The sequence below is a fragment of the Exiguobacterium sp. TDN 0502 genome (assembly GCF_050846835.1).
Taxonomy (GTDB): Bacteria; Bacillota; Bacilli; order Exiguobacteriales; family Exiguobacteriaceae; genus Exiguobacterium_A.
Genome location: NZ_JBOZGJ010000008.1, coordinates 87,142 through 112,633 on the forward strand (window position 1 = coordinate 87,142; position 25,492 = coordinate 112,633).

General features: G+C 46.6%; 24 protein-coding genes. 5 read left to right on the plus strand and 19 right to left on the minus strand.

What is annotated here, in order from left to right; all coding sequences use genetic code 11:
• Positions 1–42: 42 nt before the first annotated feature.
• A complete protein-coding gene (locus ACRPK8_RS10085) occupies positions 43–681 on the plus strand; it encodes a FusB/FusC family EF-G-binding protein (protein WP_432238110.1) in 639 nt (212 codons plus the stop codon).
• Positions 682–744: 63 nt separating this feature from the next.
• Here the strand turns inward: ACRPK8_RS10085 and ACRPK8_RS10090 are convergent, their stop codons facing one another.
• The 4 genes from ACRPK8_RS10090 to msrB form a co-directional block, all read right to left on the minus strand.
• On the minus strand, positions 745–2,283 hold the full coding sequence (locus ACRPK8_RS10090) for a diguanylate cyclase domain-containing protein (protein WP_432238111.1): 1,539 nt from the start codon (positions 2,281–2,283) through the stop codon (positions 745–747).
• Between the two features lie 182 nt (positions 2,284–2,465).
• Complete coding sequence (locus ACRPK8_RS10095; RefSeq protein ID WP_432238112.1) at positions 2,466–5,036, minus strand: HAMP domain-containing sensor histidine kinase; 2,571 nt, start codon at positions 5,034–5,036, stop codon at positions 2,466–2,468.
• A gap of 143 nt (positions 5,037–5,179) precedes the next feature.
• Entirely contained in the window at positions 5,180–8,080 is a 2,901-nt protein-coding gene (locus ACRPK8_RS10100) for a S8 family serine peptidase (RefSeq protein ID WP_432238113.1), read from the minus strand.
• 144 nt (positions 8,081–8,224) lie between these two features.
• A complete protein-coding gene (gene msrB, locus ACRPK8_RS10105; RefSeq protein ID WP_432238114.1) occupies positions 8,225–9,325 on the minus strand; it encodes a peptide-methionine (R)-S-oxide reductase MsrB in 1,101 nt (366 codons plus the stop codon).
• A 186-nt stretch (positions 9,326–9,511) separates the two neighbouring features.
• On the opposite strand from msrB, the gene ACRPK8_RS10110 reads away from it, so the two are divergent.
• Positions 9,512–9,898 carry a DUF302 domain-containing protein gene (locus tag ACRPK8_RS10110; RefSeq protein ID WP_432238115.1) on the plus strand — a complete coding sequence of 129 codons (387 nt, stop codon included), beginning with the start codon at positions 9,512–9,514 and terminating at the stop codon, positions 9,896–9,898.
• 63 nt (positions 9,899–9,961) lie between these two features.
• Here ACRPK8_RS10110 and ACRPK8_RS10115 read toward each other — a convergent pair whose 3' ends face one another.
• The 9 genes from ACRPK8_RS10115 to ACRPK8_RS10155 form a co-directional block, all read right to left on the minus strand.
• Positions 9,962–10,738: a sulfite exporter TauE/SafE family protein gene (locus ACRPK8_RS10115; RefSeq protein ID WP_432238116.1), complete on the minus strand. Its 777-nt coding sequence runs from the start codon at positions 10,736–10,738 to the stop codon at positions 9,962–9,964.
• 51 nt (positions 10,739–10,789) lie between these two features.
• On the minus strand, positions 10,790–11,017 hold the full coding sequence (locus ACRPK8_RS10120) for a sulfurtransferase TusA family protein (protein ID WP_029343316.1): 228 nt from the start codon (positions 11,015–11,017) through the stop codon (positions 10,790–10,792).
• Between the two features lie 43 nt (positions 11,018–11,060).
• Positions 11,061–12,197: an MBL fold metallo-hydrolase gene (locus tag ACRPK8_RS10125; RefSeq protein WP_432238117.1), complete on the minus strand. Its 1,137-nt coding sequence runs from the start codon at positions 12,195–12,197 to the stop codon at positions 11,061–11,063.
• A 35-nt stretch (positions 12,198–12,232) separates the two neighbouring features.
• Positions 12,233–12,802: a sulfurtransferase TusA family protein gene (locus ACRPK8_RS10130; RefSeq protein ID WP_432238167.1), complete on the minus strand. Its 570-nt coding sequence runs from the start codon at positions 12,800–12,802 to the stop codon at positions 12,233–12,235.
• 34 nt (positions 12,803–12,836) lie between these two features.
• Complete coding sequence (locus ACRPK8_RS10135) at positions 12,837–13,133, minus strand: rhodanese-like domain-containing protein (RefSeq protein WP_432238118.1); 297 nt, start codon at positions 13,131–13,133, stop codon at positions 12,837–12,839.
• A 25-nt stretch (positions 13,134–13,158) separates the two neighbouring features.
• Entirely contained in the window at positions 13,159–13,518 is a 360-nt protein-coding gene (locus ACRPK8_RS10140; protein ID WP_432238119.1) for a rhodanese-like domain-containing protein, read from the minus strand.
• Positions 13,519–13,537: 19 nt separating this feature from the next.
• Positions 13,538–14,017, minus strand: a complete 480-nt coding sequence (locus tag ACRPK8_RS10145; RefSeq protein ID WP_023466937.1) for a DsrE/DsrF/DrsH-like family protein — start codon at positions 14,015–14,017, stop codon at positions 13,538–13,540.
• 56 nt (positions 14,018–14,073) lie between these two features.
• Positions 14,074–14,337, minus strand: coding sequence for a metal-sensitive transcriptional regulator (locus ACRPK8_RS10150; protein WP_023466936.1), 264 nt, complete (start codon positions 14,335–14,337; stop codon positions 14,074–14,076).
• A 143-nt stretch (positions 14,338–14,480) separates the two neighbouring features.
• Positions 14,481–15,326, minus strand: a complete 846-nt coding sequence (locus tag ACRPK8_RS10155) for a LysR family transcriptional regulator (protein WP_432238120.1) — start codon at positions 15,324–15,326, stop codon at positions 14,481–14,483.
• Positions 15,327–15,445: 119 nt separating this feature from the next.
• On the opposite strand from ACRPK8_RS10155, the gene ACRPK8_RS10160 reads away from it, so the two are divergent.
• A complete protein-coding gene (locus ACRPK8_RS10160) occupies positions 15,446–16,294 on the plus strand; it encodes a sulfite exporter TauE/SafE family protein (protein WP_432238121.1) in 849 nt (282 codons plus the stop codon).
• Between the two features lie 51 nt (positions 16,295–16,345).
• On the opposite strand, the gene ACRPK8_RS10165 is transcribed toward ACRPK8_RS10160, so the two are convergent.
• Positions 16,346–17,203, minus strand: coding sequence for a YihY/virulence factor BrkB family protein (locus ACRPK8_RS10165; protein ID WP_432238122.1), 858 nt, complete (start codon positions 17,201–17,203; stop codon positions 16,346–16,348).
• Between the two features lie 186 nt (positions 17,204–17,389).
• Between ACRPK8_RS10165 and ACRPK8_RS10170 the strand changes: the two genes are divergently transcribed.
• Both ACRPK8_RS10170 and ACRPK8_RS10175 read left to right on the plus strand, forming a co-directional pair.
• Positions 17,390–18,484 (plus strand): nitric oxide synthase oxygenase, encoded by a 1,095-nt coding sequence (locus ACRPK8_RS10170; RefSeq protein WP_432238123.1) that lies wholly within the window; start codon positions 17,390–17,392, stop codon positions 18,482–18,484.
• The gene (locus ACRPK8_RS10175; protein WP_432238124.1) at positions 18,481–18,927 is read left to right on the plus strand and encodes an NUDIX hydrolase; all 447 of its coding nucleotides are present in this window, start codon (positions 18,481–18,483) and stop codon (positions 18,925–18,927) included. Before ACRPK8_RS10170 ends, ACRPK8_RS10175 begins: the two co-directional genes overlap by 4 nt.
• Positions 18,928–19,333: 406 nt before the next feature.
• On the opposite strand, the gene ACRPK8_RS10180 is transcribed toward ACRPK8_RS10175, so the two are convergent.
• The 5 genes from ACRPK8_RS10180 to ACRPK8_RS10200 all read right to left on the minus strand — a co-directional run bounded on the left by ACRPK8_RS10180 (position 19,334) and on the right by ACRPK8_RS10200 (position 25,486).
• Positions 19,334–20,113 (minus strand): GNAT family N-acetyltransferase, encoded by a 780-nt coding sequence (locus ACRPK8_RS10180; RefSeq protein WP_432238125.1) that lies wholly within the window; start codon positions 20,111–20,113, stop codon positions 19,334–19,336.
• Positions 20,114–20,204: 91 nt separating this feature from the next.
• Entirely contained in the window at positions 20,205–21,590 is a 1,386-nt protein-coding gene (locus ACRPK8_RS10185) for an amino acid permease (protein WP_432238126.1), read from the minus strand.
• A 216-nt stretch (positions 21,591–21,806) separates the two neighbouring features.
• Positions 21,807–23,615 (minus strand): mechanosensitive ion channel, encoded by a 1,809-nt coding sequence (locus ACRPK8_RS10190; RefSeq protein ID WP_432238127.1) that lies wholly within the window; start codon positions 23,613–23,615, stop codon positions 21,807–21,809.
• Positions 23,616–23,778: 163 nt separating this feature from the next.
• Complete coding sequence (locus ACRPK8_RS10195) at positions 23,779–25,170, minus strand: rhodanese-like domain-containing protein (protein ID WP_432238128.1); 1,392 nt, start codon at positions 25,168–25,170, stop codon at positions 23,779–23,781.
• Positions 25,171–25,192: 22 nt separating this feature from the next.
• Positions 25,193–25,486, minus strand: a complete 294-nt coding sequence (locus ACRPK8_RS10200; RefSeq protein ID WP_432238129.1) for a rhodanese-like domain-containing protein — start codon at positions 25,484–25,486, stop codon at positions 25,193–25,195.
• Positions 25,487–25,492 lie beyond the last annotated feature (6 nt).

A 25,492-nucleotide genomic window follows, 5' to 3' on the forward strand; every position in this document is an offset into this window, starting at 1 on the left:
TCACCCGATTCCGGTAGGATGAAAAGAAAAGGAGGAACGAAAATGCATACTTTTTTACTTCCTTATCAGTACAACTTCATTCGTAATCAAGTAGAACTTTTACAGCATCAGTTTGCTGCTGTTCACGATCCCGATGTTCGTAATGCTGTCCGCTACAGCGCAGCTGAAAAAATATTCGATCTTTTACCGATGTTGACAGTCGAACAGGAAGAATTGCTGACACAGATTCGTAATGCAGAGACCGAACAACATCTACTCGATTATTTGACACAGATCACACCTTTCATCCTACCGTTTCCAGAAATCTCGGAATCGCGGATCCGACAGCTGTTCAAAAAAACGAAAAAGTTACATGTTCCGCCACTTCACTCCTTCGAATGGGCACATACGACGTTTTTAAGCTGGAACGATACCGGGAATCGAAAAAAATACTTCGTCTATCCTTTGGATGGTGAATGGATTGGCGTCGAGGGAACCTATATGCCTTCCATCCAAAAAGGGATTTGTGCAGTTTGCCATACGTATAGTGACATCACGCTCATCACGGCAACGACACGTCGTTCAACGGAACAGCATCAGACGATCGGTCATCATATGTGTATCGACAGTGATGCCTGTAATCAAGCTGTGACGAATCCGGATGTTATTGAAACGTTCTTAACACGTATCCAAAAGAAATGATATCCATCAAAAAAACACGTTCGTATGACTGATCCGACGAGGTTCGGTATACGAGCGTGTTTTTTAAATCTTCTTTACTGCTGCTTCATGTAAAAAAAATTGATTTTTCCCGCGACGTTTTGCCTCATACATTGCTAGGTCTGCTTGCTCGATCAAGTCCGATCGAGAGGCTGCATGCGCAGGGTAGACCGCTCCACCGATGCTTGCTGTTACCGGAAGTGGAATAATGCCATGGTGAAACGGCTGTCGGAACAAGGAAACGAGATGTTCTCCACACTGCACCACTTCTGCTTCTTGTTCAACGTCAAATAATAAGACGACGAACTCATCTCCGCCTTGTCTTGAAATGACTGTATTGGGCGGCAATTTCTTTTGTAAACGTGTCGTGACATCAATGATGAGTTGATCTCCGACCTGATGTCCATACGTATCGTTAACCTCTTTGAAGTGATCGATATCGATAAAGAATAATCCGACTTGTCCTTCACTCGCTTCCGCCCGGTACAAGGCATCTTGGAACAGTCGGGCGAACAAATAGCGATTCGGTAGTCCTGTTAAGGCATCGTGATACGCCATATGCCGCATTTCTTCCATTGCAGACGCTAGTGCTTCCGTTCGCTCTTCCACCTTCGCTTCGAGGTTTTCGCGCAATCGTTGATTATCAACGACGATCCGGATTTGACGCGAAATCAATAACGGGATCGCAATCATCAGACCAATCGTCAAACCGTTCCAATTGATTGTTTGTCGCGCCATCGTCACGAATAGAATCAATAAGAATAAATAAGGAGTGGTTAAACGCAGGACATCGATCCATCTCCGTGTAACATCAAGGGTAACGAGAGATTCCTCAGCATCAAAGCGGTACGCGGCAAGCCCGACAATCAGGACGGTCGCTAACCATAACGGATCGAGCCAACTTGAAGGAATCGGATAGTCAAATCGTTCGAGTACTACGTACAACAGATCGGCGAGTAACTGAAAATGAAACGCGAGTAGAATCAATAATAACGAGCCGCCATTACCACGCTTCATCAAACCAAAGAATAAGACAATCATTCCGCCGAGCAACAATAAATCACCGAGCGGATATCGAAGCCATAGAAGTGTTTCGATCGTCAGCAAGGCATTTGCTTCTAAATAGGGTGTCACTAAGTAGTGCCACGAAAGAGAGCCAGCAACGACTAAGATGATGAACTCATCGAACAAAAAGACCCGTAAATTGACTTCTTGTCGTCGATTGCGAAGGAAATAACCGAAAGCAATGATATAGATCAAAATTTGAAGACTGAAGACCAAGTCGATCCAATCAAACGGTTCCATTCGTGCTCGCCCTTGGAGGAAGTATAGGAGCTGTCCACATTCGCCTATACCAAGCATTGCATTAGCGAATAATAATAAGAGAAATAATCGATACGTAAAAGGGCGTCTTGTCTGACGTCGCTGTGCTTGCCAAATCAAATAGAGGGAGATGGTTACGCCACCAATCGTGAATAGACTGTTGACGACTTGTCCGATTGCCGTATCCGTACCTACATACGTCACCCAGCCGATATGTAGTAATAGCCATCCGATGACGATGACTGACCATTTTCGATACACGATGATCCCCTCCCTTTTTTATCCATAGTTCGTTTGTCCTATAGGTATATCGGTTCATCACTTCTGTTTATTCACCTTTTTTTATTTTATTTTTGCAAGCTTGACTATTTTGAACACAACAAAAAACCGTGCTCACACCTAAACGGTCCGAACACGGTCCAAAAATTGCCTCGCGCTACCTTTTAACTGGAACGTCGGTTCTCTTCCGCCGACTCCAGCAATTCAGTTAAACTAAGCGGTAAAACGATGATAAAACGACTACCTTTACCGACTTCAGATTCGACATGGATGACACCTTCATGCTCCTTGACGATTTCCTTACAAATCGACAAACCAAGTCCCGTTCCACCGATTCGTCGAGTATCCGAATTATCAACGCGGTAGAACTTATCAAACAAATGGGCAAGTGCATGATGTGGAATCCCAATTCCCTCATCCTTCACTTCAATGATCGCCTGATCGTCTTTCGTATCAATCCAGACATCCACACGCCCACCATCCGGCGAATACTTGATCGCATTGTTGATCAAATTACTCATCAACTGTTTGATCCGGTCCTCGTCCCCAACGATGAACGGACGGTCCGGACTCAGAAGTTGCAAGTGCAAATCGTGCCGCTCGCTCGAAGCGTCGTACAGCGACATCACCTGCTCCGTTAACGTAAACAGATCAAGATGTGCCATTTGATACAATTGGCCACCTGACTGCATGCGTTGAACATCTAAAAAGTCTGTCACCAAGTTCGACAGCCGTTCCGTCTCATTATGAATCGTCGCTAGGTACTTCTGCTGTTTGGAGTCATCGATTTTACGGTTGAGCATCAATTCCGTAAAGCCGTAAATGGATGAGAGCGGCGTTCGCAATTCATGCGATACGGTCGAGACGAGTTCCGTCTTCAGACGATCCGCTTCTGTTTCCCGGGTAATATCCCGTAAGACGAGAATGATTCCCTTCCACCCCCCGACGACATCGATGCGTTCAGCATAGACTTCCAAATGAGCAGTGTTGTTTCGAACATCAAACCGAACTTTATCCGGTGAAACGTTTCCGCTACGGATCAACTCGAGATACGCATTGAACGCGTCGATGTCATCAACCACTTGACGCATCACATCGATGACATAATCACTCGACGGCAACGTCCGATCAATCGTGAACTCGGACTGCAGTTCAGGAATCAGTTCAAAGAGCGGACGGTTGACGTAGAGTTCATCATTTCCATCTTCGAGATAGATGATCGCTTCTCGGATGGAATCCAGTACCTGCTCTGTCTTCTCTTTCTCCTGACGCATTGCTTCATACGAACGCGTGCGCAGGAGCGATAACGTCATCTGTTGCGCGAATTCCCGAATATCCGTCAATTGTTGCCCTTCATACGCTGATTTATAGCGTACAAGATAGATGGCAGCAATCAGCTCACGCGTTTGCGGATCCTCGACTGGAATCGTCACTTCATAGGTACTGAAACTATAGGGATGTTCCTTTTTACGCGTAACACGTTTTTCCGATTGAAGGAATTCCCGTTTCCGGATAGACCGGTTGATGACAGATATCTCGTCTGTTAACAGCACATTTAAATACTCCATCGTCATTCCATTCGTCGTCGCACCAATGAACTCCCCTTCTTCATAGAGCAATAGGGCACCATATTCCGAGGATGTGATATCGATCATCTTTTGAACAATTGCTGGGTACGATTCGACGGTTTCTCGAACCGCAAGTGCCTCCGTCAATTCGCTACGTAAGCGGAGCTTTTCCTCATTTTTCTTCGTCGTTTGATAGGCTTCTTCGAGTTCTTCTTGCTGCGCTTGCAGTTCTTCTTGTTGCGCGAGCAACTCTTCACTTTGCGCCTGTAATTCTTCGTTTTTCCCCTGCATCGCATCCGTATGGGTATTCGTTGTTACGACCATCCGGTTAAAGGCAGCGCGCAGTAGTCCGATTTCGTCTGGTCGTTGCTCGGCAGCTTTATCAATCTCAATCGGTTCTTTCCGAGCGAGCTTCTGATTATCGTCGATTAAGCGTAGTAATTGTCGTGTCATCCGGCGCAGGAATGGGTGCACGAATAAAAGGATGAACGCGATAAGTACAACGATACTTGATATCCAAATCCATTGCGACTTCGCGACTTCGCTCCGCAGTTCCCCGACAGCTGCTTCTTGTTGTTGACTGAGATTCTTCCGGTAGTCATTTAGTGAAGACGATGCCTTCTCGATATCTGGTGTAATATCTAATGAACCGTCAGCATTCGGCTTGAGTCTTCCTTGTTCGACGAGTCGCTTCGCAACCGGTAAAGAGAATAGACTATCTCCCTGCAGGAAATCCTCGTTGATCCGGTTCGCTTTTTTTTCATTGACGTACGACTGCGTCAGCGGGAAAAGTGCATCGTAATACAGTTCATATAAATTCGTCATCTGTGCTGCGAACTCTTCTTCTTCATCGGTTTTTGCATTTCGCGAGAACCAGTCCGTCTCGCTTTTAATATCTGTCCGGAGTGCCTGAATCTCATCAAACCGTTCCTGGTTCCCGAAAATGACGAACCCTCGTAATCCAAACTGGACCGTTTGCCAATTGTCCCATAGATTGTTGGCCCGGCGATTTTGTTCACTGATCGTTTCAATGTTTTGTTTCGATGTTTCGATTCGTCCTTCCATGTAGTTATAGACAAAGAACGAAGTAATCGATACTACGATCAGCACCGCATAAAAGACGGTTAATAATTGTCGACCGATTCGTCGCCGAATCCAGTTCATCATGAATGTATCCTCCTCATCATTCAGAGAATGATGTTTTTCCACTTATTTTCTTAAGCATAATAGAAACAATCCAGAAGCAAAAGCTAGGATATACAAAAAAGACCTTTTTTCGAAATGTACCCGAAAAAAGATCTTCGTATTCCTTATTTTTTTGCTTTCTTGACTGTCATTGCAGTCACCGGACTGACTTGTCCTCGCGCGTTCTTGACATATACCGATAGTTTGGCTTTTGCCTTTTGCTTCGGAATTTTGACAGAATAGTTTCCTTTTGCAGAAACCGTTCCTTTGCCAATCACTTTTTTCTTCGAATCTTTTACATAGACACTCAATTTCTTTTCAGCTGTACCGGTTACTTTCGTTTGACCGGCATAGACTGACTTCACTTTTGGCGCTACTGGTGCTGGTAAGACTTTTACGATCGTCGGTTTACTTGTACGTTTGGCAATATCCGTCACGGTAACGATCAAACTTGAACCACCGACTTGTTTAGGTAACTTCACGCTGAAGTGACCTTTTGCGTCAACTTTCGTCGTAGCGATTTTCTTCTGCTTCGCATCTTTGACTGTAATCGTACCGCCCGCTAGAGCTGTACCTGTCATTTTCGTCGCACCGGCAAGAACCGGTTTGACTTTCGGTGCCTTTGGTGCTTTTCCAGCAACAACCTCTGTCCGCTCCGACGTCACGTCGAGACCGTTCGCGTAACGAATCGTCAAGACGGTCCGTTCTTTCTGACGCGGAATCTTCACACTATATTTTCCTGCATTGGCAGTCGTCGTAGCTAATTTCGTATTCGTAGTTTTTTCTTTACCACTCTTATCTTTCGTCACGATGGCTGCCCAGACTTCGACTTTCGTCCCGGTCTTGACCGTTCCTGAAACGAATAATTGATTGTCATAGACTTTAGCAACATTCCCGTTCAAATTCAGCTGAGAAATCGCGCGTGGAATACTGACCTTACCGTAACCTGCAACTGGACTCACGTATGCTGGGAACTCAGGCTCTATTTTTTCACCATCTTCGTCCTCATCTTCGAATTCATACCAGTCGTTCGGATTCTCGAATGCGAGTGGCTCTGCACTCTTCCGAAGAATCTGTTCGATTTGTGTAGGTGTCAGTTTCGGATTCAGTGACTTCAAGATTCCTGCTACTGCTGCAACGTGTGGAGATGCCATGCTTGTTCCATCCATATACACGGTATTCCCGTCAGGAATCAGACTTGCGACTTTCGTTCCCGGTGCCACGACATCAAGACCGATCCCGTAGTTCGAATAATCGGCGACCATTCCGAGTGGATTCGTCGCTCCGACTGAAATCGCATACTCTGAGTTCGCAGGATATCCGACCATCATATCGTAATCGTTTCCTGAAGCGGCAACGACTGTGACACCGTGGTCAGCTGCATATTTCATCATATAAGCCATCGTCCGGCTTTCACCACCACCAAGGCTCATGTTGATGACTTTCGCACCTTTGTCGACCGCGTACTTGATACCAAGGGCAATCGCATCCGTGTCTCCTTCGCCATTTGCGTTCAAGACTTTGACCGGAAGGATTTGTGCCGACTGATGAATCCCTTGAATGCCGTAATCATTGTTCATCGTCGCCGCAATGACACCTGCTACGTGTGTTCCATGGCCGTTATCGTCAATCGCGTCTCCATCGCCGTTGACAGAAACATAGTTCTTCTCATTCGCGATATCGACTTTTCCTTGAAGATCTTTCAAACGGTAGTCGACCCCTGTATCGATGACTGCGATTTTGACGGGTGCTAATTTTTGATTTCCAAAACGTTGTTGGAAAGCGTCGAACCCGATCCCGACGTTATCAAATTGTTCAAAGGCAGTCTTTTTATTGACAGCCCACTGATAGTCAAAGTTAATATCGCTCGTTGCACGGTACGTCTGTACCTTTTCGACGTACTCAACGGCTGACGAACGGTTGAGCGATTGTTTTAACGCTGCTGCCGATTGCCCTTTGACGCTCGGGTCTTCCGTCACGATAACGAAGTCCCCTGCATTGCCAAGGGATAAACGTTCTACGTCTGTTGCTTGCACACCTGCAATCTTCATCGAACGGTTCATCTTACCTGGTTTTAATTTGACGATATAACGTGTCGCTTCCTTAGATTGAATATTCATTCCCATAGACTGGAATGTATCGCTTAATGTGCTTCCGCTTAACTTAGTGATGTCCATTTTGTTCGCGTATCCATCAATTTCTTCTGCAATCACAGCAGGTGACGCATCCCGTGATAATTGATAGAGACGATCGACAGCTTGCTGATCGGCTTTCGTCAGTGTGTACGATGTGCCACGTACGAGCGCCTCCATTGCAGGCTTCAACGTTTTCAAATCTTCATATGCTTGTTGACGTTTTTCTTTATTGAAGACTAGTGTTTTGACGACGTAAGGAGATGCTTTGTAATAGAGTGATGTCAAAGCACGTCCTGCCTCTGATTGACTAAGCACCTGTTTTTGAATCGAGTGCATGAGGGCAAGCATCGGTTTCTCTTCTTTTGTTTGCTTGAGCGCTTCTTCCGCCATACAACTGATGTCATTGATCGGCTCATATTCGACCGGTAACTTGACGTTATTGTATGTCAGCTTGGCATGTGCTGCTTTTACTGTCTTTCCTTCCTCGATATACGGGTAATACTCGACTTTGACATAATAAGGTCCGTCCCATGCGTATGGAACGGCTAACTTGGTTGGTGCTTTTTCGTTCGGCTCCGCTTCTGTCCGGTAACGATCGAATGTATCATCTTCGACAGCCATCGCTTCACTCGGATACGCTGTTACTTGGAGCGGTTGATCCGTATCAATGGATACTTCAAAATGGGATGCCGATTTTTCAACTCCCGCTTCATGGTCGACACGATACCAGTATGTATTTTTTTCTTCTGTGCCTGTTTCAAGTGTCGTTTCTTGTCCTGCTTTCAAAAGTGTTGCCTTAGCAAGGGCTGTCTCTGCCTTTGCCGTCGTAGGTCCTACTCCGAGTGTCAATACGAGACAGCTCAGCATGACCCAAATCATCAGTTTCTTCACGCCTGTTCCTCCTTCAAGATGGATGTACTGTATCTTGATTATAAACAGGATATGGATAAAATGGGTATTTATTTTTTGGATGTATCTTACAATTTTGAAAGAAAAGGCATCCAGTGTTTCAATACACTGAATGCCTTTAGATAATTATTTAAAATCAGCTACGTATTCGCTATAGCCTTCTTGTTTCAAGTCTTCTTTCGGGATGAAACGTAAGGCAGCCGAGTTCATACAATACCGAAGCCCTGTTGGTTTCGGTCCATCGGAAAAGACATGCCCGAGATGCGCATTTCCATGTCGGCTCCGGACTTCCATTCGTTTCATTCCAATCGAAAAGTCGCTTTTTTCAATGATGTTACCGGGTTCAAGTGGTTTCGTGAAACTCGGCCAGCCCGTTTTTGAATCGTATTTATCATTTGATGAAAACAACGGTTCACCAGAAATCAGATCAACATAGATTCCGTCTGCCTTTAAGTCATGATACGGATTGTCAAACGCCGGCTCCGTTCCGTCTTTTTGAGTCACCTTATACTGAATATCCGTTAGCTTTTTCTTGATTTCCGTATCCGTTAATTTCGGATAGGTCGGTATATCGAGTTTCGGCTGATCGTTCCAGTGCTGGTCAATGAAGTCATCCCGTCCGGAAGCTGCTCGATAAAACTTATATTTCTTTTCATTCGTTAGATAGTAATCCTGATGGTACGCTTCCGCTTCATAAAAAGGACCTGCTGCAATCAACGGTGTAATGATTTTTTCATCAAAGACCCCTTGCTGCTGAAGTGCCTCTTTCGATTGTTCCGCGGTCGCCTTTTGTTCCGCATTCGTATAAAAAATGGCTGTCGTGTATGACTCTCCTCGGTCGACGAATTGACCGTCTGCATCCGTCGGATCGATTTGGCGCCAATAAACGTCCAGGATTTGTTTATATGAGATGACTGCAGGATCGAATGTAATCAATACAGCTTCGCGATGTCCAGTTGTCTCGGATGAAACCTGATTGTAAGTCGGCTTTTCGACATCACCACCGGTATATCCGGAAATGACGGATTTGACTCCTTTTAGCTCTTCGAACGGTGGCTCCATACACCAGAAGCACCCTCCGGCTAAAATCGCCGTCTCTTCCGGTTGATAATCCAGTTCCTTACTGCCACTTGATTTCGCCTGTTGCTGCTGGAATACGAAGTAACCACCGACGATGATGACGACGAGACCGATGACCGATAAAATCGTCCACATTCGCTTCTTCATCTCCCTTCGCCTCCTTTATTTAGCTTACGTCGCATGACGTCTATTGGATGTTCTTTTATTTAACTGTACCGCGCTAATGCCGTCTTGTCGTAGCATCTGCTCAAACAGAGCACATTGCCTGATTCGGATTAAAGAAGTTCAATCAGGGAATAGGGTCTATAACTTAAAACACCAGGAGGGGTATTTATGTTCGACTATACGGTTACATCGCATCACAATCTGGAGCACGTCATCTCTCAACTGAAGCAGGCTCTCTCGGAAGCATCGTTCGGTGTCTTATGGGAATTTGATTTAGCAAAAAAATTCGAAGAAAAAGAGCTTTCGTTTGACGAAAACTATCATATCCTTGAAGTATGTCAACCAAAAGAAGCGCACCGTGTCGTCTCCCACGATCTACGGGCCGGTTACTTTCTGCCCTGCAAAATCGTTGTCTACACAGAAAACGGACAAACGAAAATCGGTATGCCAAAACCAACTGCCTTGATGGACTTAGCAGACGAAGCAGCACTAAAGACAGTCGCAGAAGAAGTGGAGCACACGTTACGTCACGTAATCGATCAGTCCGCTCAATAAGAAAACGCTCTACCTGTACGCATTTCCACTGGGAAATATCGTGTAGGTAGAGCGTTCTTGTGTTCATAAGATATCGAGCCAAATCTTCACGGCTGTCGCTAAAATCAGGACAGCAAGAATGATCTGGAGAATTTTTGTGTTCATCTTCTTCCCGGCGATTGCGCCAAGGGGTGCCGCAATTAAACTAGCTACGACCATGATTGCTGCCGGACCCCAGTCGACTTGTCCTGTCGTAATTTTACCGACCGTTGCGCCAATCGACGAAATGAACGTGATCGCTAGTGACGAAGCAATCGTCATCCGTGTCGGAATCTTCAAGAGGACGAGCATGATCGGGACGAGTAAAAAAGCACCTGCCGCCCCGACGATCCCGGCTCCGACACCTACGATGAATGCCGATACCGCCGCAATGGTTTTGTTGAACTGGACCTGATCAAGTGGAATGTCGTCGATTCCCTTTTTCGGAACGAACATCATGACTGCTGCCGTTAACGCAAGAACACCATAGACGATGTTGATCGTGTCTTCAGCCAGGATATTGGAACCATACGCACCGATGAAACTACCGATTAAGATTGATCCCCCCATGTAGACGATCAATGATTTATTCAAATAACCGCCTTTTCGGTAAGCCCAGACGCCACCAATCGTCGCAAAAAAGACTTGAATCGCACTGATCCCCGCAACCTCATGGGCAGAAAATGCTGCAAAGCCGAGTAGCGGCGGGATATACAATAACATCGGATATTTAATGATTGAACCGCCAATTCCTAACATCCCTGAAATGTAGGATCCGACAAATCCGATTAAGAAAATCGTCACGATAAAACCGAATTCCATCGTTCATCACTCCTTAAAAAAGAGAGCCGTAAATCAGCTCTCTTTTCGAAATTAACCTTTTTGAATCCAGAATTTTAGGACGCTTGCTTCTTCTTCATGTTTGACGAGTTCATGACCACCTGATGTTGCCCACGCCTGAAGATCGTTTTTTGCCCCTTTGTCCGTTGCATGGACTTCAAGGATTTGACCTGATTCGAGTCCAGCGATGGCTTTTTTTGTTTTGACGATCGGCATCGGACAAGCGAGTCCTTTTGCGTCGAGTACGAGTTCTGATTTCATGTTGTATTCCTCCTGAATGAGTTGATGTTCGTTATGCGTCGGTTTAGCGTACCGCACAGCGGTTCGGTCCGACTTCCATTTCCCGTTGTGTCTCAAGATCGGGTGTCTGTTTCCCCATGTTCGTTTCACGGATATCTTGATACGCGTTCGGTTGTGGTGGCAGGTTCTCTGTAACCATCTTCCGGAACGTTGCTTCATCGTCGATGTTGAGACCATGATTGTTCGCAAGCAAGATGCTTAATTTTTCCGCTACACTGCCATCCCTGTTCAATTCTTCAATGATCATGAAATGTGCCGGTAAGACGATTAATTCTGGTGAAAGATCACGATACGTATTGTAGAGCGAATCGCGTAAGTCGCCGACCCAGTCTTCCGCGAGACCGGCTAAATCCGGACGACCAATCGAGTCGATGAACAAGATATCCCCAGTCAATAAATAACGCTGATCGACGATGAATGAAGTCGATCCAATCGTATGTCCTGGGGAATAAAGAGCGCGTACTTCAATCGCTGTATCCCCCACTTGAACCGTACTACCGTCTTCAAGTGGTGCATAATCGAATGTGACATCCGTCGCATCTTTTGGCGGCAACCAGTATGTCGCGCCTGTTTTTTCGGCGATGTCGCGTCCTCCAGAAATATGATCCGCATGAAGATGTGTATCAAACACATGCTTAATCGTGACGTTGCGTGATGCGGCATAATCCAAATACACATCTGTCATTCGTGTCGCGTCGATGAGTACGGCCTCTCCTTCTGAGATGACCATATACGAGAGACACCCTTTACCGATTCGAACGAACTGAATGACTTCGCCTTGATCAGTTCCTGTTTCGTTCAGCGTTCCGAGTGAAATCGGTTCTAGATGTTCACTCCATGCTTTCATACCGCCTGACAGATACGATACGTCTCGTCCTGCTTCTTCTAGCATATCGGCGACGAAAATCGATGACCCTTCTTTTGCGCAAACGACGAGGACATCCTGATCCGTCGGAAGCTGATCGAGAATCTCCTCGACACCATCCAACAATTCAAAATACGGCATGTTGAGGTACTTGAAGTTCTCTCCTTCGATTTTCCAATCTTGAAACGCATCCTCATTCCGGACATCTAAGATGAACAGAGACTCACGTCCAATGATTTTTTTCGTAACTTGTGCGGCTGTCATTGCTTGTGCCATATCTACTCGTTCCTCCTCTACTTTACACTGTTGTATTATATCGCTGAAACGAGTGTCGTCGTCTCAGACGCCCATTCCTGCATACCCGGTACGACATTGTGGACCGTATACCCCTTGTCACTGAGCTGTCGGCATGCCAAGTCACTTCGGCTACCTGTCCGGCAGATGACATAAATCGTCTGATTTGAATCCAGTTCTGCATGGCGTGTCTCCAGTTCGCCTAACGGAATATTGATGGCTCCCGGTACATGGGCGAAGGCATATTCTGCTTGTTCACGAACATCAAGCACCGTGATCGAGTCGTCTTGGCGTGCTGCTTCGACTGTTGCGTTATCGACGGTTTGAGCGAATGCTGCTAGTTCCGTGACATCACCTGTTGATTTCCGAACGTAATGACGGAGTACTTCGCCTTCTTCAATCGTGCCTAAATAATGATTGCCGGTGCTGTTTGCCCAGGCACGGAGATCTGCAGTTGATCCTTTATCCGTCGCCTGGACTTCGATGACTTGTCCTGGTTCTAACGTCTTGATCGTTTTTTTCGTCCGAACGATCGGCATCGGACAAGCGAGACCTTTGGCGTCCAATACGATATCTGATTTAATCATAGTCATACAATTCGCTCCTTTACGGTGTGGGGTATTATTTCATTTCGCCTTCGTACGACATCATGCCGCCATCCATGTTCGTCACGTCATATCCTTGTCCTTCGAGATATGTCGTTGCGCGACCACTGCGCGCACCAGAACGGCATACCATGACATACTCTTTTTTCTTGTCGAGTTCGTTCATCTTGAATTCGATCAGACCGAGCGGGATATGGATCGCTCCCGGAATCATCCCTTCTTTGACTTCATCGACTTCCCGGACATCAATGACGTTCAATTGTTCCCCACGTTCAATTTTTTCCTGTACTTCTGTTGCTGTCATGCGTTTCATGTTCAATTCCTCCTCTTGATTCGATTTAGCGCCAGGCATTCATTCCGCCACGGACTTCCGTGACATTTGAATAACCGGCTTTTTTTAGTACTTTGACGGCTTGTTTGCTGCGCATCCCGCTTTGACAGATGACGAGCACTTCTTTGTCTTTCGGGATTTGATTCAGTTGACTGTTTAGCGTTTGTAACGGAATGTTCTTAAACCCTTTAATGTGATTGCCTTTAAATTCTGCCGGTGTTCGAACATCGAGATAAAATCGTTGCCGGTCGTTTAACAACGGCTTCAGTTCCGTCGTCGACACTTGCTTGACACCTTTTGTTGGTGCAAACATCTTGTATGCAAGATAGGCGACGACGATCAGTAAAATAATCGATAGTACATCCATTGCGTCATGCCTCCTTCAATTAGATGAATAGATTGACGTTTCCGTTCTCGGCATCGGCAAGATATGCAGCGACACCTGCATACTCAATCCCGTCGTGTAATTCTTCCTGTTTCAAACCGAGTAAATCCATCGTCATCGTACAGGCGACGAGTTTGACATCCTGCTCTTTCGCTAATTCGATTAAGTCCGGAAGCGGCATCGCATTGTGCTTCTTCATGACGTTTTTAATCATTTTTTGACCTGCACCACCGAAATTCATTTTCGAGAGTGGCATCTTATCAGCACCACGTGGCATGAACTTACCGAACATCTTCTCAAGGAATGTTTTATCCGGCTGGATCGGTTCATCTTTACGCATCGCATTCAAACCCCAAAAGGTATGGAAAATCGTGACTTCGTGATCGTATGCGGCTGCACCGTTGGCAATGATATAAGCTGCCATGACTTTGTCGTACTCTCCACTAAATAAAACGATGGTTGTTTTTTTCGTATCTGACATGAACGTAATTCCTCCAAGTTTTTACCCTAAGGGGTATATTAATTCGTAAAAATTTTTCATCTGCTTTTCATTAAGAGTTGAACAGCCTCTGCAACGGCTTGTTCATGATTTTCCGTCGCATCATCCTGACGGACACAGTCGATCAAGTTTTCACTGACGACGAGACCGATGACGCGATCGATTGCACTACGTGTAGCGCTCAGTTGTGTGACGACATCCTTACAAGACGCCTCTTCTTTCATCATTCGTACGATTCCGTGGATTTGTCCTTCAATCCGATTCATCCGATGAATGATGCGATCTTCATAACCGTTTTCCATATGAAGTCCATCTCCTTTTTTAAATGTGACATACGTCATACCTCGTTGGTACATTTCATACAATAATACCTATAGGGGTATATGTCAACGAAAAAGATTTTCGATTTCACGTCTTTCTCAAGAAACCGAAAATTCATTTCTATTCAACCCACCCAGTTCGTCCGTAAATAATCAATCCATCGTTCTGCTAAACGCGTCGGCATGTTTTCTGGTAACAGATAGCGAAACGTTCGTTTAGAAATTCCTTTTGCATGCAGAGTGAAGTCGGCAGGAAACGATCCGACAAGCCGCTCTGATAGTGCCGCAATGCCACTTCCGTTCAGAACGAGTTGGCGTGCTAAATAATTGGCATCTACCGTAATTGTCCGTGCAGGTATGATGCCGGACGCCTGCAACCAACGGTCGAGAGCGTAACGTGAAGCAGAACCCGCCTCCCGAACAATCCAGGTCGCCTCTTCTAATGGGAGATCCGCCGCTCCGATAATATGCAATTGATCTTCTGCAAAGATAATTTGTTTAATCCCATCAAGTGCTACTTCTCCTTCAATCATACCGATATCAATCTCACGGTGACGTAATGCTGCAGTGACCTGATCATGATTCATAAGTTGGACGTTTAATGAAACTTCGGAATGGGCGGAAGAAAACAGACGAATCATTTCATCTAGTAACATTTCGTGAATCGTATGTGTCGCCCCAATCCGTAGAGTACCTTGGAACACACCTTCCGACTCATCCAGTTGAGACTGCATCTGTTCCAGTTGGTATAACATTTCCTTCGCATGACGATAGACGATCCATCCCATATCCGATACTTCGATTCCGGTCGCAAAAGAGTCCCGGATCAGCAATGGATGACCGACTTCTTCTTCAAGACGTTTCAGATGAACGCTGACGGTTGGTTGCGAAAGAAACAATTGATCTGCTGCTTTCGTAAAATGGCGTGTTTCAACGAGTGTGACGAACGTTTTGAGTTCCGTTAACTTCATCCTCTTCCCCCTTTATATTACGTTTTATAATTACTCATATATAAATAATTCATTTTTGTAATCAAGATTCCTCTTTCATACTAAAAATATCACTTAAAAAAAGAAAGAAGGATGACTTCATGATTTATATGTCGTTTGTTGTGTTAGGTGCAATCATCGGTGTGCTATCCGGCTTTTTTGGAATCGGTGGCGGCATCATCCTGACCCCGCTTTTATTAATTCTTGGGTATGAAGCCAGTACTGCCATCGTCCTCAGTCTGTTGTTGACGCTTGGTTCAACCATTACCGGTACACTCTCGCATCTCCGGCTAAAAACATTTCGCTTTCGCGATGCCGGCATCATCGGTCTGTCGGGAATCATCGGTTCGGCATTGATTACACCGGTCGTCTTTTGGCTTGAACGGCATGCTGGTGCTGATGTCGTCTTATCAAGCCTCTATATCGTCTTACTGATTGGTTTTTCGATTCAGTTCCTTCGTCCTCGTTCAAAAGAGCTTCCGTCTTTTCCGGTCAATGATGCTTCGATCGTAAAGCTCGCTGTCATCGGTCTGGCTGCCGGCATCCTCTCTTCATTGATGGGTGTCAGCGGTGGCTTCTTGCTCACCCCTCTCTTGATCGGCTGGGTTCGCTTCCCGCTCAAACAAGCAATTGGAACGAGCATCGCCTCTGCGACATTAATCGTTCTCGGAGGAGTGACGAGTTATGTTGCTTCCGGAACCAGTGCCCCGTTATCACTCGGGATTGCTTTAATCATCGGTGCGTTCATCGGCTCACCACTCGGCGCGTCGCTCTTGCATCGCTTCAATGAACCGTTCGTCCAAAAGACGTTAGGGATTTTTTATGGCGTCGTCGCTTTAAGTGTCGTCGTCAAAGTGTTCGGTCTTCCTTACCTGTCGCTCGTGTTACTCGCTCTCTTCACACTGAGTCTGCTGAGCGTATTCGGATACCGTGTACTTAAGACGACTTGATAAAAAAAAGCAGCTGACACGCCGTCAGCTGCTTTTTTGCGTACGAAGTCGTTAACGTACATTCTCTTCTTTGATTTTTTGCGGTTTCATGATTTTCGCTTCTTTCTTTTGACGCATCCGTTCCGCATTCATCAGTCCCCCTAACATCAGGACGACAGCCGATAGATAGAACCATGTCATCAAGACGATGATTCCGGCAAGCTGACCGTATAAGCGGTCATAACTGCCGAACTCAGCGTAATAAGAGAAAAATTCCGAGACGACCTGCCAAGCGATCGTTGCGAACACTGCTCCGGGAAGTACCTGACGAATCGTCAATCGGACACTCGGTAAGATACGATACAATAAGATGAAAAAGACAAGTAAGAACAGCGTACCGAGACCCCAACGAAACAAGAACCAAATCCAGGAGTAGTTCGTCACGAAATCAGCGACGATCGAAAAATGATTGATGAAACGACGTGTCAACTTCTCCGCGATCGGAACGATCAATGAAATCGGAAGGATGATCATCATCCCGATCGTAAAGGCGAAATCCTGCAACAGTCCGCGCCAAAACGGAGCCTTCCGTGTCACTTCAAGCGCATCATTCAAGGAACGAACCAGTGACTGAACGGACATCGAAGCGAGCCAAAAGGCAGCGAGGAAACTGATCGAGGCAAGCTTGAATCCACCCTGATCAAAAATCCCGACGACGTTCCGCTGAATCAAATCATACGTTTCAGCCGGTGCAAACGGTCGAATCAAATCAAGTACGTTATCTGATGTAAACGGTAGGAACGAGACGATTCCTACAACGAATAATAAGAACGGGAATAAGGACAACATTAAATAATAGGCAAGCTGAGCCGATTTATCAAAAAAGGCTTCCCCAAAAAAACGGGCAAATACAGGTTTGATTAAAGACATACGATTTCCTCTCTTTCAATTCATTCTCTACACTATCCCCCATTTCGTCCTTCTTTTAAACTTTTGGAAGTCTTTTGAACTTGTAACATCCTTAGCCATCATTCAAGTTTGGCGCTTCGTTTCTTCACAGGGTACACTAAGAACAGAGATTATATCGTGCTTGTTTTTCAGAAAGGATTTCGATTCGTGGACTCATTCATTCAAACAGAAGCAGAACGCTTCTTTACTTCTTATATAGAGCAATACCCCGAAATGTCCGAACGTCAGCAGGAAGTCGTTCGTTCCATCGAGGAGACCGGCACCTATGAGCAGACGACTTCCGAACTCGCGTTTGGCGCCAAGCTCGCCTGGCGTAACAGCAATCGTTGTGTCGGACGCTTGTTTTGGGAGCAGCTTCATGTGTTTGACGCACGGAATGCAGTGACCGTCGAGGCGGTGCGTGATGCTCTCTTTGAACATATTCGCTTTGCGACGAACGACGGACGGATTCGCTCGACGATCACGATTTTCCACCCGACGCGGGTCCGGCTCCATAATCATCAGCTGATTCGTTATGCTGGTTATGAGACAAACACAGGTATCATCGGTGATCCTGCTTCGGTACAACTGACGCGTCAATGTGAAGCGCTTGGTTGGACGGGTGCTGGAACACCGTTTGATATCCTCCCCCTTTTGATTGAACTCGATGGTCAGATCAGTCTGCATCCGATTCCAGACGAACTTGTTCTTGAAGTCACGATTACGCATCCTGACTATGACCTGTTCGCTGGTCGCGAAGTCCGCTGGTACGCAGTCCCGATGATCGCTGATATGCAACTCGAAATTGGAGGAATCGTCTATCCATGTGCTCCGTTTAACGGATGGTACATGGGCACAGAGATCGGTGCCCGTAATCTTGCCGATACCGATCGTTATGATTTCTTACCGCTCGTCGCGACCCAACTCGGTCTTAACACATCGCGTGAGCGTTCACTTTGGAAGGACCGGGCACTCGTCGAACTGAACGTCGCTGTCCTTGAGTCTTTTGAGCAGGCTGGTGTCACGATCGTCGATCATCATACCGCCGCAAAACAGTTCGCTCGTTTTGAAAAAAACGAAGCAGCGTGTGGTCGTGCTGTCACTGGTGACTGGTCCTGGCTCGTGCCACCGATGAGTGGTGCAACGACGCATATGTTCCATAAAGATTATGACCCTGAAATCAAACGACCAAACTTCTTTCCAAAATCGACACAGACGGTACCTGTCGTCGGTTGTCCGTTTCATCAAGGTGCTCTGAAATGAGTTATGTCGAGCAGTTACGTCAAAAGATTGGTCATGATCCGGTCATTCTCGTCGGATCCGTCGTACTCGTCATACAGAATGAGCACATTCTGCTGGAGCAACGCAACGAAGCACAAGCCCGCTTTGGTTTGCCGGGAGGATTGATGGAATGGGCCGAATCACCGGAAGAGACCGCTCGTCGAGAGCTTAAAGAAGAGACTGGCTTAGAGGTGGAACGATTGATGTTACTCGATGTATACTCCGGTCCGCAATACGTGACGACCTTAGCGAACGGAGATGTCTTTCAAAGCGTCACCCTCGCTTATATCGGAGAACATCCGGTTGGAACGTTAAAGCAAAGTGATGAGAGTATCAAACTTCAGTTCGTTCCACTCGACGACTTACCCGATCACTTGGTCGGTTCTCACGCTCGAATGATTGAAGACTATAAAAAACGCCGCTAAAGCGATAGCGGCGTTTCAGATTGCAGACAAATGGACTGACTCAAAAAAGAATGACTTGTCTTTTCACGCCCTTTCCTCAGGCGAGACACAAGCCAGTTTTCTCGCTCTATTCGAGCAAGAAACGGGTCTTGTTCGTCTCTGACAGCGCAAAGTTGCGCTTTTTCCTGTAGGAGTGGCGTGTGACCCGTCATTCTTTTTATACCGAGGGATCAGAGAAGCGTTTTGTTCACTCGACATCGCTTCCTAGGGAAAAACAAGCAAGAGCGATCCTGCAGCGAAGCGAAGCGGCGCGATGCTTGTCCCAGGAAAACGATGCGAGACGAACAAAAAGCGCAATCTTTTTCGTTAGAGAACAATTGCACTTTGTCTTCAGTCTCAGATGCCGCTAAAGTGATAGCGGCGTTTTTTATAGATTCTGACGCATGATGTATTGTTTCAATTCCCGCTGAGTCCATCCTTCCGAACACAACGCTTCCCACACAACCCGATTCGTTGATTGATAATGATAGGTCGTTCCCGGTAGATGACGGACGACTTCTGTCGCATGCTTTGCTTTTTGTTCCGCCGGACCGACGATGGACAACAATGCTGACTCCGCTACGGCGACGACACTCTCCTCAATCTGGTAATAGTTCGTCTGGAGTCGCTGCATGACATGTGGATCCTGTTGCCAGATGTATTCTCCTTGAACGTCGTATTGTTTCAAGAACTCCGCTTCTTCGATGACGGGCGGCGTCGGCTCCTGCCGGTTTTCGGTAATATGAAAATAGCCGATTTCACCGCTGATTTTATAATCCAGCGATTCATATAGACGAATTGCCGGATCGTTTCCCTGAATGACTTCAAGCATCAATAGATCCATTCCGATCTCTTTCGCATAGCTAAGTTGAGCCTGATATAATGCTTTCGCAATTCCCATCCGCCGATACTGTGGTGAAATCCCGAGCCCTCCACATCGCATGACACGTTGTCCGTCGATTTCCTTCCAGCCGTTCAACCACAGTCCGACCGGTTTGTCCCCATGATAGGCGACAAACGAATGCTCCAGCTGGTTCCCGTCACGCTCCAGAATCCGTTCTTGAAACTCTGCTTCAGACAAATGCAGAGGAATCAGATAATCCTGAAATCCATCCTGCATCGTTTGATACGCCATCTTTACATCAGGTGCTCTCCGAATATGAATCATTGAAACGCCTCCTTTTCCACTGAGCAGTTTCGCTATCCTCCTTCTCATTTCCTGCATACAAAAACACCCCTGTTGCCAAGGGTGTCCCTACTTATTGAATTTTTGACCGGCTTCGACCATAACCGAAGTAGACGATCAGACCGATTGCCGTCCAGACGAAGAACGCAATCCATGTGAATTTCTGCAAGTTGACCATTAACATGATACACGCGAGGACTGACAAAATCGGTAAGACCGGTACGAATGGTACTTTAAAGGCACGCTTCAAATCAGGACGCGTCCGGCGTAAGATGATGACTGCGACTGAGATGAGCGCGAATGCTGCCAGTGTTCCGATGTTGATCAATTCAGCAAGTGTACCCAGTGGAACGAATCCGGCGATCAAACCGGCGATTGTTCCGAGAATCCATGTCGCTTTGACCGGTGTATGTGACTTCTCATTGACGTCCGAGAAGACTTTCGGTAACAATCCATCACGGCTCATCGCGAACAAAAGACGAATCAGACCGAATGTCATGACAAGGATAACGGTTGTCATCCCAACAATCGCACCTAAGTCGACGAATCCGGCGACCCAGTCCTGACCTGCTACTTTTAACGCAAGCGATACCGGACTATCGACACCCTCGAACTGTTTGAACGGCACGATCCCGACCATGATGGCAGAAACGACGACGTAAAGTACTGTAACGATGGCAAGCGACCCTAAAATCCCGACCGGTAAGTTACGTCCCGGATTTTTGACTTCTTCCGCGGCAGACGTAACGGCATCAAATCCGAGGTACGCGAAGAAGGCAATCGCTGACGCCTGCAAGATTCCGCTCATTCCGAACGGCGCGAACGGTTTGTAGTTCCCCGGCTCGACATACCAAATACCAACGACGATGAACAGGACGACCACGGCGACTTTAACGAGTACCATGACGTTGTTGACGCGTTTTGTTTCTTTGATACCGAGTGAGAGTAACAGCGTAATGACCATCAGAATTAAGAACGCCGGTAAGTTAAAGAACGTCTCACTACCCGGCACCGCTCCCGGAGCCGCAGTCAGAGCCGTTGGTAAATGAACACCAAAACCGGCTAAGAGCGACTGGAAGTATCCTGACCAGCCGGTAGCGACTGCACTTGACGCGAGTCCATATTCCAAAATGAGACACCAGCCGATGATCCAGGCTACCAGTTCACCGATTGTCGCATAAGTATACGTATATACACTGCCGGAAACGGGAATCATCGATGAAAACTCTGCATAACATAGGGCTGCAAGGGCACAAACGACAGCGGAAATAATGAATGAGACCGGTAAAGCGGGTCCTGCATAAAGAGCCCCTGTTCCTGTCAGGACAAAGATGCCGGTTCCAATGATGGCACCGATTCCGAGCAAAATTAAATCAAACCCTGATAAATGACGTGCCAGCTTGGAATGTTGTTTCATATCCATCATAACGCTGACATCTTTCTTGCGAAGCAAACTCATGTTTCATCCTCCGAACTTTTCTCTTTTTTCTGAATATTCAAATCATTGAGGTAATTGACTTTCTAATCATAACAAACGATGTCAGGTTCGATAAGTCTTTTTTTCTGTATTTTTTCACAAAGTGGTCAAACCAATTTTGTGAAAAGACGACAATGCGTTGATGCATCAACGCAAAAACGTCCTTTCCTCCGTTTAGGAGAAAAGGACATCCTGTCGTCACGGACGATCGTTTGGATGATCGAGGTTCGGACCTTTGTGTTCATCTGGATCAATCGGATAGTCATCCTGTTGGGCCAGATCGTTTTCCGGCAAGGCACCTTTTGGCGTACCATGCGTCGTTTCATCAGATGAAGCGTCAGATGAAGACGAACGTGCAGAACGTGGTGCCCGGTCCGGTGTCACGTCATCTGCTGCTTGTGAAGCTGCACCTTTTGCAGCATCTTTCAAGCTCGGTGATGACGAAGATGTTGTAGACTTACTTGGAAGATTCGATGTGTCGACTTCCGTGTTCTCTGCTTTCTTCTGCAGACGATCGAGATAACGTGATGCATTGTCACGTCCACCGAGACCAAAGGCGAGACCGAAAGCAAGAGCAAGGGCTCCAAGAATCAGGATGAAGGCCGAGTTGACGATCGTATCGGCAACACCGAGTTGATCAAGTGCCATGAAGACGGCAAGTGCAAGAATCGCATATTTCGCAACGCTTGAGAGGACTTTCAGTTCAGAGTTCCCGAACAGGCTGTCCATCGTACGTTTGACGAGATTGCTGACGATGATCCCGATTGCTAGGATGACGATTGCTGTCAAGACGCTTGGCAAGAAGGCGAGGACAGCACGACCGAGGTCGACCATGAAGTTGAGACCAATCAAGTTGAACGCTTCGACGACGAAGAGAACGACGATGACGATTTCAACGAGAACACCAACGATAGATGATGGTGAAGTGGATGCCTGATTGGCGTCCCATGTTCCGATTTTCAAATGACGCGTCAGATTGTTGAACCCAAGACGCGATAAGAGATCCGTGACGAACTTCTTGACGAAACGTCCGACATATAGACCGACGAGGATCAGAACGATACCAACGATGATGTTCGGAATCATACCGAGGACATCGTTTAACATGTTGATTGCTGGTCCTGTGATGCCTTTAATGTTCAATTGATCGAGTGCTGAAATCGTGATTGGAATCAGAATCAGGATGAAGACGACTGTTCCAAGAATCGACGACAGTGATTTAGAATCTTTTTGATCCGTTGATCCAAGGTTAAAGCGAGCTGCAAATTTATCTGTTCCAACAGCATGTAGGAAATTCGTTACGATATCGCGAACGATCTTCGCAACGAGGTACCCGACGAAGAAGATGGCAGCAGCTGCGATAAGACGCGGGATGAAACCAAGGAATGACGATAACAGTTGACTGAACGGCTGAGAAACACTTTCAATGTTCAAGGCATCGAGGACACCCGGTAAGAACAGGAGTAAAACAAGATAAAAGACGATTTCTCCTGCGATTTTTGGATAAGAGGATAGATCCGTCTGACCTTGCAACATCTTGTTCGAACGCACTTTCTCATTTGACATCAGCTTCGTACCCGCTTTGACGATGATCATGCGGAGAACGACCGCGATGACGTATGCCAAGAGAAGGATGAGTGCTGCCTTCAAGATGTTCGGAATCGCTGCGAGCAACGTGCTCATCGTATCCGCAAGCGGTCCAGCGATGATGTTCAAATCAAGGATGTTGAAGACCAAGATAAGAACGAAGACCATGAGAACCCAAAAGATGACGGTCCCGATGATTTTTTCAGGCGTCCACTTTTTCTTTTTTTGTGGCTCCCCTTCTTTTTGAGGTGCCAACTTATTGACGACCCCGGACTTCTCTAACGCTTTTTGAATCCCGTTTGCGATTAGCTTCGCAATGAGCCAACCAATCAAGAAGACGATGATCGCTCCAAGCAAATTGCCGAGTGATCCTAGAATACCGTTCATGTTCAACGATGTTCCATTCCAAAAGTTATTCATCCTGTCACACTCCTTCACCTAAAATAAAATTATATATTTCTGACACTTCTTTAATTTCCCCAGCTAAAGGATTTGTTAAACCCGTGCTCGTACCAGAATGTGGCGTTTCCTGTTTTCTATACAAAAAACTGGATAGCACGCGGTGCCATCCAGTTCCAGATCTTCATGATGTTTGTTGATTTAAGACCGTACGCATTGCCGCATAGCCGCCATCGATATTAATGACGTCCTTGAAGCCAAGCGTCTGCAACAGGCTGACTGCCATCCGGGATCGGACACCGGATGCACAATGTACGGCAAGCGGACGATCCGTCGGTAATTCTTCCTTCCGGTCTGCCAGTTTTCCTAACAGAATCCGTTGCGCCTGATCATAATGTTGACTGTCCCATTCGATTTTATTCCGGACATCGAGGACGTAGACTTTTTCTCGCTCTGCCGCAGCAAGCGCCTCTTCTGCCGTCCAGTCTACATAGCGTTCGGACAACGACGTCTCCGGTAATTCTCGGTAATCCACCCAATGCGTGAAGCGGTCGAGACCAATCGATTGAAGATCCCGTTGAATGTTTTCCCGCTGTTCTGGAGTCGAAAGAATCGCGATGTCCCGATCAAAATCGAGTAACCATCCTGCCCAGGTGACAAACTTTCCATCGTACGGAATATTGATTGTTCCAGGGAGATGGCCATCCCGGAACGACTGACCGTCTCGCGTATCAATAACCTGAATCGTTGACGATACGCTTGAGATATCCTCATTAACCGCGATAGCAGCTGCCTCCGTCGTCAATGCGATTCCCTCTTTATTGACGCGTTTCATCATCGCGAAGTAGTTTGGTGGTTCTGGTTGATCCGTTGTCAGTTCTCGGATGAACGCGTCTTCGTCTTCCATCTGTAATGCCCAGTTCGTTGCTTTTTCATAGCCGACCGTTGATGTCGGAACGGCACCGAGCGCTTTCCCACAAGCACTACCAGCACCATGTCCCGGCCAAACTTGGACGAAGTCAGGTAACGCTTTAAAACGTTTTAAGGAAGCAAACATCTGCTTCGCTCCGACTGCTGTCGTTCCTTTAATACCGGCTGCTTCTTCGAGTAAATCGGGACGACCGATATCTCCGACGAAGACAAAATCACCTGTGAAGATGCCCATCGGCACTTGTTGATTCCGGTCAAATAATAAGAACGAGATGTGTTCTGGTGTATGCCCTGGTGTGTGCATGACTTCAAGCGTCACATTTCCGACTTTGAACCGGTCACCATCTTTGACAAGGACATGATGAATATCCGAGACGAATTGGTATTTCCAGTTCTCGTCTCCTTCGTCTGATAGGTACGCTGTCGTATCGTAGCGTTTGGCAAACTCCTGTGTACCGGAGACGAAGTCAGCGTGAATGTGCGTTTCCGCCGTAGCGGTAATCCGGAGACCTTCTTTTTCTGCGACTTCTAGATACGGTGTGATATTCCGGGCAGGATCGATGACGATCGCTTCTCCTGTCATCTGACACCCGACCATGTACGACGCCTGCGCTAATTTCTCATCGTAAAAGTATCTTAAAAACATCCTTTATACCCCCTCTTGTATATTAAACGATTGTTCCTTCGTAGCTCATCATGCCGCCGCTGACATTCGTCACGTCGAATCCTGCTTGCTCCAAGTACATCGCCGCATTCATGCTGCGACCACCAGACAGGCAAATGATGTGGACCGGACGTGACGCGTCGAGTTCCTGCGTTCGCTCCGTCAACTCGGATAACGGGACATTTTTGGCTTCAGCGATATGTCCACTTTCGTACTCATGCGATTCGCGAACATCAATCAATTGGATCGCACTTTCGGTTAACGTCTGCTGTAATTGTTCTGTCGTCATCTGTTTCATCAAGAT